Consider the following 12,426-nt stretch of genomic DNA (forward strand, 5'->3'; position numbering starts at 1 on the left):
TGTAATTTAAGTTCGAATTTAAATAGCATTTATTAATCAACATACCCATTATATTCAATTAACTTTAAAATTCCAGATTTATCAAATATTAAACTAAACACTGAAGTTTGTTCTAAATTACCTATTTTTAATGTATCCGTTTGTATTCCTTTTGCTAGTGACTTTTCTATAACATATCCTTTTGTTCCAACTATGATAAAGTTATTCAATTCAAAGTCTGAATCTCTAATTTTAGCCTTAGTCACCCATTTTTTACTATGTCCTTGATAAGTAATTATTTCACTATTTTTAAATTTACTCGTCACTATCGTATCTATAAGATTGTCTATATGTCTATTTTTAATAGGTTCTTTTACTATCTTAAATTTGGACTTATGTAGAATCTTTTCCATATTAGAATATAACACTAATGTTAAACTATCATTTACCAAATAAGAATTGTAAACTGAATCTTGTTTAACTTCAAAGTCATATTTTTCTATTTTCACAGCCTCTTTATCTACTTTACTAATTTTTTTTGAGTCTATTTTTTTACAAGAATTTAAAGCTATAACTATTATTAATAATATTAAATCATATTTACTCATAATCTTTATGAATCTATCTTTTACAGATTATAAATTTATTATTCTCTTTTAATATACTAAGTATTCTCTGTGTTAAATCTTAGCAAGTTGATTAATCTCTTTCATTAAGGTATTCCATAACTTTTTTTTCAAATGTTTTGAATGACTTAAATGGAAAGTCTGAATTTCGATTTTTATTATAATTTTTATCTTTTAAAAGTTCAGATATTTTTTTGAATTCATAATAAAACATAGTTACTAATAGTTTTTTAGAAATTGAAAATTGAAGACTTTCTTCATAATCATCAATATTGTCTCCAATGTCTGTTGTGAACTGTTCTACAATAAATTTTACAAAATTTTTATTAGTCGGTATTTCTTTTAATTTTATTCTTTCACCTCCTGGTTCTCCATACCATTTAAACTCGGATTTTTTTTGTCCGTTCATCATTCGAACTAAACAATTTATACATTCTTCTATTGGATCCTCAAGGAAAATGTGAGTTATAGATATTTCATAATTATTGTCATTTGTATTGATCCAACAAGTACTCCATCCGTGTTCGGCTAAGTAATATGATATATTAATGTCCATCCTGTTTTTTTATAAACTTTTCCACAAGTACTTAAAACTGTTTATCTTTTTCATTATTAATGCTCGCTCCTAAATATATTTATCTAAAATAAATAGAAACTTACTTGTTGATGCTACTAGTAAATACTAGCAGGAGCCATTACGCACACATACTAGGAATATCAAGGGGAATTCAAAGCTATAATTATTACTAATAGTATTAAATGATATTTCCTCATAATCTTTACGAGTCTATCTTTTACAGGTTACAAACCTCTAATTTATTTAATATGTTCAGTCAGATTACAATCTGTTAAATATAAGTGAACTAATAAATCGTTTTATTTTATAATTTTCCAACTCTCTGGTAAATATTTATATAAACCATTATCATAAGCATTCCAATATAATAAATCATCCATATACCAAAAGACTACTATTTTTTCACCTATTTTAAAAGGTTTACTCGAATTATCTGCAAATCTTAGTTTAACAACAATATACTCTCCTTTTTCTGTTTCTATTTTAACATAAGGATAGTTCAAAAGAGTATAATCATTTCTCATTGATCCTTTTTCTTTTCTATATTCAACAACTTCAGCATAAATTTTCTTTGAATTATTTCTCAATTTAATATGTTCTATTTTTGAATTTGTCAAAAACAATAAAAAAATAATCAATATTATTAAGGTACTCCAAATCATGATAGATAATACATTACATTAATACGCTCCTAAAATAAAACGATTTTTCTCAAGTACTAAAAACTGTTTATCTTTTTCATTATTAATATTCGCTACTAAATATATTTATCCTAAGTAAACAGAAATTTACTTATTAACGCTACTAGTAAATACTAACAGTAGCCATTACGCATACCTACTAGGGATATCAAAGGTAAAAACACTAAATTTTCGAGTAAACATATAGCCTATTTTTTTAGTTTTATCGCCTGTTTACTTTTTTAATATCGTTCTATTTTTTAGTCCAATAATTAAAAATTCAATTATAATCAACCATATTATAAAAGTACCTAATACTAAGTACTCTCTTTTAAGAAATTTCAAAAACACCAAAATTCCGAAAACATAGTTTATAATAACCCAAATTAACTTCAAATAATCTAGACGCTTCTTTATTGTTTTTTCTAAAAAGCTCAAAATATATAAAATCATTATTACAACTAAACCAGTTACAATTATATGGTTTGCATATATAGTCCAATGCATAATTTTAAATAGAGCCCCTATTATCACTAAAGAAAAAACTCCTTGCGAGATTTTAAAATACTTAGTTTTTATAAAAGTCCCATTTGACAATAACATAATAATCCCTAAAAAAGTCCCGATTCTAATTCCATAATCAAACATATTCCATCCTAAATTAATCATTTCTTCTTCAGAAGACATATTAGTCATTATAACTCCAATAAAACTAGATAAGACTCCAAGACTTATACTTATTAAAAACTGACGATTATTCATTTAGCTTATTTTTTTGTAGATTACCTCTTTTATATTCCTACTATTCTAGCTCCTTTTCAAATTCTTCATAATAACAATTATAACAGCTCCAAATTGTCAAATCTGATATTTCATTATCTATTCTCCAAGTATATGAGTTCTCTTTACATTTTGGACATACTTGTGTTGCCATTATTCAAAAACTTTATTTGTTGAACTCCACCATTGCATTATTTCTGTTGCTATTTCTTCTGCTTCAAACTCATCTTTATAGAAACCATAAGTAGTAGATAATTCACTTTCCAAAACACGTTTTATTTTATTAAAAGTAGCATCTTTATATAAATGGCTTAAAATTTGAAAGTTTAGGCTATCTAATTCATTTTTTGGCGCTTCTGGAATCAAATTCCATGAGTTCAATAGTATTCTTAATTCTGAAAACTTATTGTTGAAATCTTTATTTATCTCTTCTTTTTTCATTCAATTTATTATGAATAATTAGATTTTAACAGCCCATTGGGATTTCAAACTCAATAATTCTTTCAATAACCTGATTATTTTTATTTGTCAAAATAATTTTTAAAAATATCCTACTTATTGAAACACCACTTGGATATTCATCCGCTTTTTAATATTCTTAATTAAACTTGACCATCTTTCTCCACAAAACTCATTCACTGCTTTTTTAAGTTCTTCTATTTTTATAGGAATAAATTGTTTCCAATCTTTCCTTGAATATTCAAAAGTTTTAAATGAATTTTTAGTTTCATCGTATGGTAATTTCTTCCATTCAGAATAAAAGTGTTTCCATTCTGTTAAATCACAATGCGGTCCTTTATCCATTATTGTTATGCTATTTTCATATTGTTGGAAAACTTCTACTTTTTTATATTTTTTTTGGATAATTTTAAGGTACTTGTTTTCTGGTGTCTCAGACAAATCTAAACTTAATTTAACAGTGTCTTTTTGAATTTTTTTTAAAGCTTTTAAGTTCTCTAAAAGTTCTACATTATCTAACTCAACTATAAAACTATTAAACTTTATTTCTAAACGTTTTTTCAGCTCTTTACCTGTTAAAAAACCACTAAAAACATATCCTTTTATTGGTTTATTATCCATAGATCCTTGAACCTTTAACCAAGAACCGTTTATTTTTTCTCCATTATCAACTATCGAAAACTTAATACCTGTTTTTTCTTGGACTTCTATTTTCTCAGCATACTTGAATTTACCTAATCGTTTTGAGTTTTTATTAGGTTTTTCTCTAACTATTAATCCATTATCTGCATTAACATATCGTATTTCTTGTCCGTAAAAAGAGCTACATGCTGTTAATACTAGAATAATTAATATTATTTTATTCATTTTTGTTGCTTGTTAACTTATTATACAATAAAACGTATTCTTAAATATTTTGTTAAGATGAAAATAATTATATTTATTTACTTCTTATCCCTCAAAAAGAAACTATTTTAAAGGTATTAATAAAAAGACAGTGTTACCTTTTAAAGCAAAAAAGCTACAAATTATTACTTTACTCATTTTATTAATTCTATTATAGCTGCTTTATTATGATTTCTTGATGTTATTTGGTACTTCTCTTTTGGAATTGATTTAAAAAAATCTCTACCCTCTTTCATATTAGCATTATCAACATAAATAATAGTACTGGTGTGAAAATTAGGCTCCAGGATTTTAAATAGAGGTTCATATAAATTCATCCAACCATCAAAAAATAATAAATCAAATGAAGTTCCAGATTCAAATTTAATATGTGGAATGTCTTTTTTTCATATTTCCTATAGATAAGCTAGCTTATTTACATATTATTAATCATCTTTTTCAAATTTTGTTTATTTACTTAATTTCAATATTCTAAATGCTCCTTGAACTACCAATAGAAATACAATTGTTCCAATAATTAAATCAGGTGTACTTGAGTTCAACCAGCTTACTAAAAATCCAGCAATTATTACTCCCAAATTAATAATTACATCATTTGAGGTAAAAACCATACTTGCTTTCATATGAGCCTCTTGTTTACTCTTTGATTTTTGTAAAATATAAAGACAAATGCCATTTGCAATAAGTGCAAAAACTGAAACAATAATCATTGTCGAAAAGTCAGGAAGTTTCTCTTCTCCATAAAATCTTCTTAAAACTTCAATAAACCCTATAATTGCTAGTATTATTTGAAAATATCCAGCAAGTTTAGCTATTCGCTTTTTCCTCTTTAAAGTTCCTCCAACAGCAAACAAACTAATTCCATAAACAAAACTGTCTGCAAGCATGTCTAAACTGTCTGCCACTAAACCTATTGATTTTGAAACTATTCCTGTTGTTATTTCTATTATAAAAAAGGCAAAGTTAATTACTAGTACATACCAAAGTAGCTTCTTCTGGTTAGTGTTTTCTTTAAAATCAGTTTTATCAGTTTGTTCTGTTAAGATTTTCTTTCCTCCTAAATTTAGTTCTAGAATAGATTTTTCGATTTGGTCAACAACATCTTCATTATGAAAAACAATTAATTTCCTATTGGGTATATCAAAATCCAAATTTACAATACTTGAAATTCCATCTAATTTCATTCGGATTAGGTTTTCCTCCGAAGGGCAATCCATTTTTGTAATTTCAAATATTGTTTTTTTCATTTAGTTTATTTGCTTTTCAGTTTTTTATTTTCCTTTTAATCCATTTTTTCTGTTTCCAAAAATATTAAAAATACTAAATTTAATGATGAGATTAAAAAAGGAACACTTGTCCAAAAAGCTATTGCATAAACAGAATTATAATCCCAATTTCCTGATGTTAAAAAGTAAACTGACATCCACAAAAAAATAATTCCAACAATTTCTAAAATTTGTTTAGACAACTTCCTTTTTAGAAATAAACTGATAATTAATAGTATTTTACCAATTAATGATACAAGTCCTATTGACATAATTGTATCACTAAACTCTCCTGTTAAAGTAAAACCTTTATCATAAACTAAGTTAGGAATACTAACAATATCTATAATTCCCATTATTCCAATTCCGTGACCAATCCCAAGAATTATAAATGCATGCAAAATTATTGTACGAATAATTGATTTTCTTTTATTTTTCAAAGTTTGTTTTTCTTTTTATTCTTTTTCTTTGGGGTAACATATTGTTAGAGAATAAACAAAAGAAATTAGAGAAAAAAACAAAGTAAAACTTAAAACGATTAAAGTTTTATCTATTAATTCGGTTGAACTTCCATTTGTAAACTCATCCATTCTCCAAGCAAAAGTTCTATAGTTTAGACAAAAAATAAATCCCCAAGCACCACAAAGAAGTCCTTTTGCTTCAATTTTGTTTAATACTGTAATCCCTCCAAATAAAAGCAATGAAATACCAATATAATCACATATTAATTGTATAATTGATTGTCCAAATTTAAAATGATACCAAGTTTCCATTGTGAAATGAATAATTGCTATAATTATTGAAAACCAACAAAAGTATTTTATATTTTTTTCTTTTTTCATAATAAATTACTTACTAAACCTCTTAGATTATCTATTTACGCTTTATTAAGGTTAGTTTTATCTATTCTTTTATATACATTCGGGTTATGTTTCTCCATATAAAAATCAGGATTAAGCACTTCTGTAAACCCAAATTTTTTATAAAGCCATTCTGCTGTATTTGTTAATAAAATCCAACGTCTTAACCCTTGTAGGTTTGGATGCTCCATTATTTCATTTATTAACCATTTACTTAATCCTTTTCCTCTATATTCATTTAAAACATAAACATCTCCTAAATATGCAATAGTTGAATAGTCTGAAATTATTCTAGCAAAGCCTATTTGCTTGCTTTTGTAATAAAGTCCAAAATTTAAAGAGTTTTCAATTGATATTTTCAATGTATCGATTGGAATTCCGTTAGCCCAATCTGTTTCATTTGCAAGGAATTTGTGAATACTTACAATATCTAATTTATCCTTGTCTGTTGAAATGGTATAATCATCTTTATGTACTTCTCTAATTTTCATTTCAGCTTTTTAATTAATTACCAATTTGTTTTTACGTTGTAATATACCGTAAAAATAAAGTGATTTTTCACAAGTATCAAAACTGTTTATCTTTTTCTTTAATAATCTTCATTCCTTAATATATTAGTTTAAAACAAGTTGAAACTTACTTGTTGAGGATAGTAATAGTTGTTACGAATACTAAAAGTATCTGAGTAAGAATACTTGTGATACACAATAATATAAGTTATGCTATTATATTAGATAAACCTTCACATACATTAAAAAAGTCTATCTAACTTATTTATTCTCTACACTTACAAACTATTCATTCGGTAAATACAATGCTTTCTTCCAGTTTTTAGCCTTTTTAACTTGTTCTAAAGTTAAATTTTTTGCCTTAAAAAAATTTGCTCCACTAATATCAGCACCTATAAAAGAAGTATTCCTTAAATCAGCACCATCAAACATTGCTCCTTTTAAATTTGCATTTCTAAAATTTGCACTAGATAAATCAGCACCTATAAATATTGCCTTTGAAAAGTTAACAACCTCTTTATAATGTGTCCTTGGATATTGAGGTTTCTTTTTTATTTTACTAGGAAACGATATCGCCTTAATATTAGACAAATTGGAGAGTGTAAAATGAGCCTTAGAAAAATCTCCTCTCAATTTTGAGTTTGTTAAATCAGCTCTTCTCAAATCCCATTGATAATTTTTATTATTAATATTCCCAAAATCAATATTGGTTAGAATAGCATCGCTTAAATTAATATCAACCATTTTATTTTGATCTTTAACTGCAAAATAGGTATTCTCTATAGTATCATTTTTAAGCTGTTTGATTATTTCTTTAACTTGACTTTTTAACGATATCTCAACTGGAGGAATTGGTTTTATCAATTTTTGATTTGATATTTCTAAAAATGATATTAAAGCTTGTTCTCTTATTTTTGACGAGTAACGTGGGAAGCCATGTTCCTCTATATCATATAACTTTTCTTTAATTAATAATTTATGATTTTCTATATTAGAAAAGGCCTCTTGATAATTTTGCTGTTGAAGATAATAGTTTTGTTTTTCAATAAGAAAATTAGATTTAGCCATTAAAAAAATTGTTAAAACCCCTACTAATAAACTTCCTGTAATAACCAAAGCTCCTGTTCTAGTAGGTAACAAATTCCATAAAAAGGCTTTCAATGTAGCTATTCTTGTATATCTTAAGTCTCTAAGCCAATAAGACTTAAATAAATTAATTATAGATCTTATTAATCTATGTTCTTGAACAATTAGTTTTCTCTCTAGATTTCTTATTTCTTCACTCAGTTGTTCAATAGTTACACTTTCTATTTTCTTGTTTTCATTTTCCATTTTTTAAAATTTTTAAATTAACCTCTATAACTTTTTTTAAAAATTATTTTTAGTTTTTTTTAGTATCCTAATTAGCCGTTTTTATTTTACATATACCGTTCTTAAACACCTATTTTTTATCCAATTAATTGAAATATTTAGCGGTTTTATTTTATTTGTATTATGTCCTAATGATGGAAATAAAACATATTCAAAAGGTTTATTTTTTAGTTTTAAATTATTAAGTTGTTCAATACACATTTTTACAGGAATTTGAATATCTTTTTCTCCAAATAACCAAAGAGCAGGAACAGAAATATCCTTCAAGTATTCTTTAGGATCAGTAGCTTTAAATTGATACCTATCAGGGTCATTTTTAATATGCTCACGCGCTTCTTTTTCTGAATGATTTTCCCAAAAGTCTACTCTTCCATTTGTATAAAATTGAAATCTTAATTGCTCTAAAGTAGTTATTGTTGGGCAACTAAACAAAACCATAAATTCTATTAATGAATTGTTATTAGCTACTATTGGCATTATCCAACCAGCTTGACTTGCTCCTAAAAGACCAATGGATAGGTCTTTATTTTTTTTATGAAGTAGTTTTACAGCAGCATTAGCATCTTTTGCTAATAAGTTTAAGTTGTCAATACTAATATTATTAGTACCAACTTCTGGTCCTGCATAAACTCCTCCAGACTCACCTACTCCTCGTTTATCATAAGTTAGTACTGAAATATTATGTTTTGCTAAGAATTCTGCTAGTTTTCTCATTCGAGGCACTCTATCTGACCCGTGCACTATTACAACTGCTGAATGTGGATATTTAGGGCTATAAATTGTACCCGATAACTTAACACCTTCACTTTTAAAAATTACATTTTCTGTTTTTATAGCGTCTATAGATTTATGATTCTCTACATTTTCTATATTAGTTTTAGAAGTTTTATTATACGTACAACTAGTTATTATAATTAACAGATAAATAAGATTCGTTTTCATTCAAAGTATCTTTGTTTTGTTACAAAAATTAGACATGTCTAGTTTTAACTAGGTTACTATTTTTTATTCTTTTTAATTATACTAAACTTGTTAGTTATGATCTAAAAACTGTAAAACAAATCTTATTTTTATTTATCCTAAAAATGTTATCTCCATATAATTCTAATAACTTTTGAATTACTATTCTCAATATCTTCAATTGAATATTCTTCTTTATCTGGGCCATTATAATTTCCTAAAGACATTTCATAAATAATATTAGATTTTTTTTCATATAGGTAAATATGATAATGCTCTGTTATTACGCTCATGTTAGAACGTTTATTTTTAACATCTTTATAAGGCATTCCTATTTTTACTCCATACTGATCAGATAATTTGGACTCTTTATCCATCAATACTTCAGACAATACATTGCTTTGGATACTTACCGTTGTTAAAGCAATTTTATCACCAATTTTATATATATAATAATCCGGCCCATCTTGCGTGCCAATACTTTTAGATACTTTTAAGTTATTAAATGCTTTTTTTATTACTGATTCTTCAATAGTCATTCCCTTCTTTAAATTAAGTTTTCCAAAAGAATTCTCTTTTAAAACTAATTCATTTGTACTTATTGAAGTGCTTGGTTCTATTTTTTTTGAAGGAGCTTTTTCTGCTTTCTTATCAGTTTTACAAGAGGTTATTACTATAAAACTTAATATTAAAATTAATATTCTCATATTTTAATTATCTAATCTAGTTGATAGTTACATATAAAAGGGTACATTAAAATTTAACCTAACTTTTATAAAATACTTTCTAACAAATTTAACTTCTAGGTAATATTTTCAATTCTGATTGAATTTCGTCATATAATTCGTTCTCCCAATTTATTCCATCTATTTTTGGGTATTCTGAGTTTATTCTAAAATCTCTTGGACTAATTATTATTTTAACTTTATTTCTAATTGCCTTTTGTGTTAGTACAAATACTTCTTCTATTGCCTCATCACCAATAGGTATACAACCTATTGTCACAGATTTACCATGTATAAAAATATCACCTCCCATATCTGAAACACTTGGTAATTTAGTTTTTAACTTGTCAAAATCATTGGGATAGCTAACTTTAATTGAAAGGTAATACAAACTATTTGGATTTAGATATTCAACTTTATATACTCCTTCAGGAATTTGCCTATCTCCTTCTTTTAGTTTGGGCCCCAAATTGCCGCTATAAGCCGTAAAAGGATATTCTTTTATTAATTTAATTTCATTATGATTTTTTGAGTAAACTTGAAGTATTCTTTCTTCTTTGAATGCTACTAGAATTAACTCTTTAGGGTAACTCTTTTTGTATCCAACTATACCTAGTTTTTTTTCAAGACGACTCCAAACTTTATCTTCTATTTTATCTATCCTTGATTCAACAGTCTCCTTATTTTTAATTTTATTTACAATTGGTAAATAAACAGATTTACTGTATTTAAAAAAGATGATAATTACAGTAACTAAACTTAATATTAAAACTAATTTTCTATTCATTTTTTTAGTAAGCATTATGTATTTGGGCTACTAAACAAATTTTATGTAATTTACTTATCATTCAAATTAAAGTAAACTTTTTATATTCAATTTGTTTCTATAAATTATCAAAAAATTGCCCTTGGTTTGTTATTTTTAGTTTTTAAACACACACCTTATCTCACTGTACTACAAACTATACCCTTTTTAGAATAAAGATTTTTACCCGTTAAATTCTTTAGCATATTCAACCATTCCATTTACTCCTTTAAGCCCATCTTCAACCAATTCAATTACCATGCAATTTTCTTTTGGTACTTCAAAAGGTAATTTGATTCCATATTTATCAGCTTGTTCATAACCAAATTTCGGGTAATAACTTTCATGGCCAAGAAGAATAATTGATTTATAACCTAATTCCCTCGCTTTATTATGAGAATGGGTTATCAATTTTCCACCGATACCTTTATTTTGAAACTCAGGAATTACAGAAACAGGAGCAAGAGCTAAAGAGTCAAATTCTTTCGTTTTGTTTTTAACTTTCACTTTAGTTATCAAAATATGCCCTACAATCTTTCCATTGACTTCTGCAACTATTGATAATTCAGGAATAAAAGCTTTTGATGTTCTTAATCTCTCTACTAAAAATTGTTCTTTATGATCTGTAAATTCTTCTTCTTTAAATGCTTTTTCTATTACACTAAAAACCTCTTTAAAGTCATTATTATTTTCTTGTCTAATTATCATTCTATTTTCTTTTATATCTATCATGGGGCTGGTTTATTATTACACCTATGTATTAATTAGAGTTATTATAATATCCTTTTAATATTTATACTTATTTTTCTTCATATTTTTAATCAACTTTCCTAATTTTTTACTCTTCTTTTTTCTTTCCTGAACATTTGATTCAAAATATAGTCTTTCTTTTTCCATTTTAAGAAAATTCTCATATAAATCAGAATCTAAAACACCTTTATCTAAAGCAACTAATACTGCACATTCATCTTCATTACTATGAGTACAATCATTGTATTTACAACCTTGTGCGATGCTAAATATACTCTTAAATGTTGTTTCAAATCCATCAGCTGTATCTGTTATCCCAACTTCTCTCATTCCTGGATTGTCTATGAGAATTCCTTTTGGAAAAACTATCAATTCTCTATGTGTAGTAACATGCATTCCTCTGTCTATACTCTTACTAATTACACCAGTTTTCATCACTTTTTCTCCAACCACTGTATTAATTAATGTAGATTTCCCTACACCAGAAGAACCTAATAAACAATAAGTTTTACCACTAATTAATTTGGACTTTAACTTATCAATTCCTCTTTTAGATTCACTACTTAAAGCAAGTACAAGAACATTTTTAATTCTCTTTTTTACTTGAGTTAGTATCTCCTCTAGTTTTACTTCTTCAATTAAATCTATTTTACTCAGAATAATAATTGGTTCGATTTTAGAAGTATTACAAATAGTTAAATATCTCTCTAGTCGATTAATGTTAAAATCTCTATTAACAGATTGTATAATAAGTCCAACATCAATATTTGTTGCTATAATTTGAGTTTCTCCTTTTCTCCTAACTGCCTTTCTTTCTATAATTGAACTCCTAGGAAAAACGTTATGAATTAATGCTTTCTGTTCATCATATTCTGAAATTGCTACCCAATCTCCAACAAAAGGTAACTCACTTATATTATCAACAGAGAATCTTAGATTCCCTGTAAGCATACAATCAAATTCGTTTAATTCAGTTTTAACAATGTATCGATCTTTATGTTCTAAAATTACTCTACCTACTTTAAAAGAATCTAATTTTTGCTCCTTTCTATAATTTTCTAATTTACTATTATATCCTAATGCTTCAATTGTCATTTCTCTTATTTAGTTCAAATTGATAATATTCTATTAAACATTTGAATAATCAATCTTAATATTTACAATAAATCAAAAA

General features: G+C 25.9%; 17 protein-coding genes. All 17 read right to left on the reverse strand.

Annotated features, from left to right (window positions below; genetic code table 11):
* Positions 1 to 32: 32 nt before the first annotated feature.
* The 17 genes from ABNT65_RS05500 to rsgA all read right to left on the reverse strand — a co-directional run bounded on the left by ABNT65_RS05500 (position 33) and on the right by rsgA (position 12,347).
* A complete protein-coding gene (locus ABNT65_RS05500) occupies positions 33 to 587 on the reverse strand; it encodes a hypothetical protein (RefSeq protein WP_348747380.1) in 555 nt (184 codons plus the stop codon).
* Between the two features lie 91 nt (positions 588 to 678).
* The gene (locus tag ABNT65_RS05505; RefSeq protein WP_348747381.1) at positions 679 to 1,161 is read right to left on the reverse strand and encodes a hypothetical protein; all 483 of its coding nucleotides are present in this window, start codon (positions 1,159 to 1,161) and stop codon (positions 679 to 681) included.
* Between the two features lie 320 nt (positions 1,162 to 1,481).
* The gene (locus tag ABNT65_RS05510) at positions 1,482 to 1,769 is read right to left on the reverse strand and encodes a hypothetical protein (RefSeq protein ID WP_348739208.1); all 288 of its coding nucleotides are present in this window, start codon (positions 1,767 to 1,769) and stop codon (positions 1,482 to 1,484) included.
* Positions 1,770 to 2,096: 327 nt separating this feature from the next.
* The gene (locus ABNT65_RS05515; protein ID WP_348747382.1) at positions 2,097 to 2,624 is read right to left on the reverse strand and encodes a GldL-related protein; all 528 of its coding nucleotides are present in this window, start codon (positions 2,622 to 2,624) and stop codon (positions 2,097 to 2,099) included.
* 40 nt (positions 2,625 to 2,664) lie between these two features.
* A complete protein-coding gene (locus tag ABNT65_RS05520; RefSeq protein WP_348739211.1) occupies positions 2,665 to 2,796 on the reverse strand; it encodes a hypothetical protein in 132 nt (43 codons plus the stop codon).
* Complete coding sequence (locus ABNT65_RS05525) at positions 2,796 to 3,083, reverse strand: hypothetical protein (protein WP_348747383.1); 288 nt, start codon at positions 3,081 to 3,083, stop codon at positions 2,796 to 2,798. The genes ABNT65_RS05520 and ABNT65_RS05525 overlap by 1 nt, the downstream gene beginning before the upstream one ends.
* Positions 3,084 to 3,197: 114 nt before the next feature.
* The gene (locus ABNT65_RS05530) at positions 3,198 to 3,968 is read right to left on the reverse strand and encodes an SH3 domain-containing protein (RefSeq protein WP_348747384.1); all 771 of its coding nucleotides are present in this window, start codon (positions 3,966 to 3,968) and stop codon (positions 3,198 to 3,200) included.
* A gap of 488 nt (positions 3,969 to 4,456) precedes the next feature.
* Entirely contained in the window at positions 4,457 to 5,254 is a 798-nt protein-coding gene (locus ABNT65_RS05535; protein WP_348739217.1) for a cation transporter, read from the reverse strand.
* Positions 5,255 to 5,289: 35 nt separating this feature from the next.
* Positions 5,290 to 5,712 carry a hypothetical protein gene (locus ABNT65_RS05540; protein WP_348706238.1) on the reverse strand — a complete coding sequence of 141 codons (423 nt, stop codon included), beginning with the start codon at positions 5,710 to 5,712 and terminating at the stop codon, positions 5,290 to 5,292.
* Positions 5,713 to 5,727: 15 nt separating this feature from the next.
* On the reverse strand, positions 5,728 to 6,114 hold the full coding sequence (locus ABNT65_RS05545; protein ID WP_348706235.1) for a hypothetical protein: 387 nt from the start codon (positions 6,112 to 6,114) through the stop codon (positions 5,728 to 5,730).
* A gap of 35 nt (positions 6,115 to 6,149) precedes the next feature.
* A complete protein-coding gene (locus ABNT65_RS05550; RefSeq protein WP_348747385.1) occupies positions 6,150 to 6,623 on the reverse strand; it encodes a GNAT family N-acetyltransferase in 474 nt (157 codons plus the stop codon).
* Positions 6,624 to 6,926: 303 nt separating this feature from the next.
* Positions 6,927 to 7,973 (reverse strand): pentapeptide repeat-containing protein, encoded by a 1,047-nt coding sequence (locus ABNT65_RS05555; protein WP_348747386.1) that lies wholly within the window; start codon positions 7,971 to 7,973, stop codon positions 6,927 to 6,929.
* Between the two features lie 81 nt (positions 7,974 to 8,054).
* Positions 8,055 to 8,954, reverse strand: a complete 900-nt coding sequence (locus ABNT65_RS05560) for an alpha/beta hydrolase family protein (protein ID WP_348747387.1) — start codon at positions 8,952 to 8,954, stop codon at positions 8,055 to 8,057.
* A 146-nt stretch (positions 8,955 to 9,100) separates the two neighbouring features.
* Positions 9,101 to 9,679, reverse strand: a complete 579-nt coding sequence (locus tag ABNT65_RS05565) for a DUF1131 family protein (RefSeq protein ID WP_348747388.1) — start codon at positions 9,677 to 9,679, stop codon at positions 9,101 to 9,103.
* Positions 9,680 to 9,767: 88 nt separating this feature from the next.
* Entirely contained in the window at positions 9,768 to 10,484 is a 717-nt protein-coding gene (locus ABNT65_RS05570; RefSeq protein WP_348739222.1) for a L,D-transpeptidase family protein, read from the reverse strand.
* Between the two features lie 201 nt (positions 10,485 to 10,685).
* Positions 10,686 to 11,234 (reverse strand): N-acetyltransferase, encoded by a 549-nt coding sequence (locus ABNT65_RS05575; protein ID WP_348739223.1) that lies wholly within the window; start codon positions 11,232 to 11,234, stop codon positions 10,686 to 10,688.
* 54 nt (positions 11,235 to 11,288) lie between these two features.
* On the reverse strand, positions 11,289 to 12,347 hold the full coding sequence (gene rsgA, locus ABNT65_RS05580; protein WP_348739225.1) for a ribosome small subunit-dependent GTPase A: 1,059 nt from the start codon (positions 12,345 to 12,347) through the stop codon (positions 11,289 to 11,291).
* Positions 12,348 to 12,426 lie beyond the last annotated feature (79 nt).

The organism is Tenacibaculum sp. 190524A02b, assembly GCF_964036645.1.
Classification (GTDB): domain Bacteria; phylum Bacteroidota; class Bacteroidia; order Flavobacteriales; family Flavobacteriaceae; genus Polaribacter; species Polaribacter vairaonense.

What these genes read in the sequence shown, in the direction of transcription:
- ABNT65_RS05545 (WP_348706235.1), bottom strand. Translation starts at nt 6,114, where the DNA reads ATGAAAAAAGAAAAAAATATAAAATACTTTTGTTGGTTTTCAATAATT.
- ABNT65_RS05535 (WP_348739217.1), bottom strand. Translation starts at nt 5,254, where the DNA reads ATGAAAAAAACAATATTTGAAATTACAAAAATGGATTGCCCTTCGGAG.
- ABNT65_RS05550 (WP_348747385.1), bottom strand. Translation starts at nt 6,623, where the DNA reads ATGAAAATTAGAGAAGTACATAAAGATGATTATACCATTTCAACAGAC.
- rsgA (WP_348739225.1), bottom strand. Translation starts at nt 12,347, where the DNA reads ATGACAATTGAAGCATTAGGATATAATAGTAAATTAGAAAATTATAGA.
- ABNT65_RS05560 (WP_348747387.1), bottom strand. Translation starts at nt 8,954, where the DNA reads ATGAAAACGAATCTTATTTATCTGTTAATTATAATAACTAGTTGTACG.
- ABNT65_RS05500 (WP_348747380.1), bottom strand. Translation starts at nt 587, where the DNA reads ATGAGTAAATATGATTTAATATTATTAATAATAGTTATAGCTTTAAAT.
- ABNT65_RS05565 (WP_348747388.1), bottom strand. Translation starts at nt 9,679, where the DNA reads ATGAGAATATTAATTTTAATATTAAGTTTTATAGTAATAACCTCTTGT.
- ABNT65_RS05555 (WP_348747386.1), bottom strand. Translation starts at nt 7,973, where the DNA reads ATGGAAAATGAAAACAAGAAAATAGAAAGTGTAACTATTGAACAACTG.
- ABNT65_RS05505 (WP_348747381.1), bottom strand. Translation starts at nt 1,161, where the DNA reads ATGGACATTAATATATCATATTACTTAGCCGAACACGGATGGAGTACT.
- ABNT65_RS05525 (WP_348747383.1), bottom strand. Translation starts at nt 3,083, where the DNA reads ATGAAAAAAGAAGAGATAAATAAAGATTTCAACAATAAGTTTTCAGAA.
- ABNT65_RS05515 (WP_348747382.1), bottom strand. Translation starts at nt 2,624, where the DNA reads ATGAATAATCGTCAGTTTTTAATAAGTATAAGTCTTGGAGTCTTATCT.
- ABNT65_RS05530 (WP_348747384.1), bottom strand. Translation starts at nt 3,968, where the DNA reads ATGAATAAAATAATATTAATTATTCTAGTATTAACAGCATGTAGCTCT.
- ABNT65_RS05570 (WP_348739222.1), bottom strand. Translation starts at nt 10,484, where the DNA reads ATGAATAGAAAATTAGTTTTAATATTAAGTTTAGTTACTGTAATTATC.
- ABNT65_RS05575 (WP_348739223.1), bottom strand. Translation starts at nt 11,234, where the DNA reads ATGATAGATATAAAAGAAAATAGAATGATAATTAGACAAGAAAATAAT.
- ABNT65_RS05520 (WP_348739211.1), bottom strand. Translation starts at nt 2,796, where the DNA reads ATGGCAACACAAGTATGTCCAAAATGTAAAGAGAACTCATATACTTGG.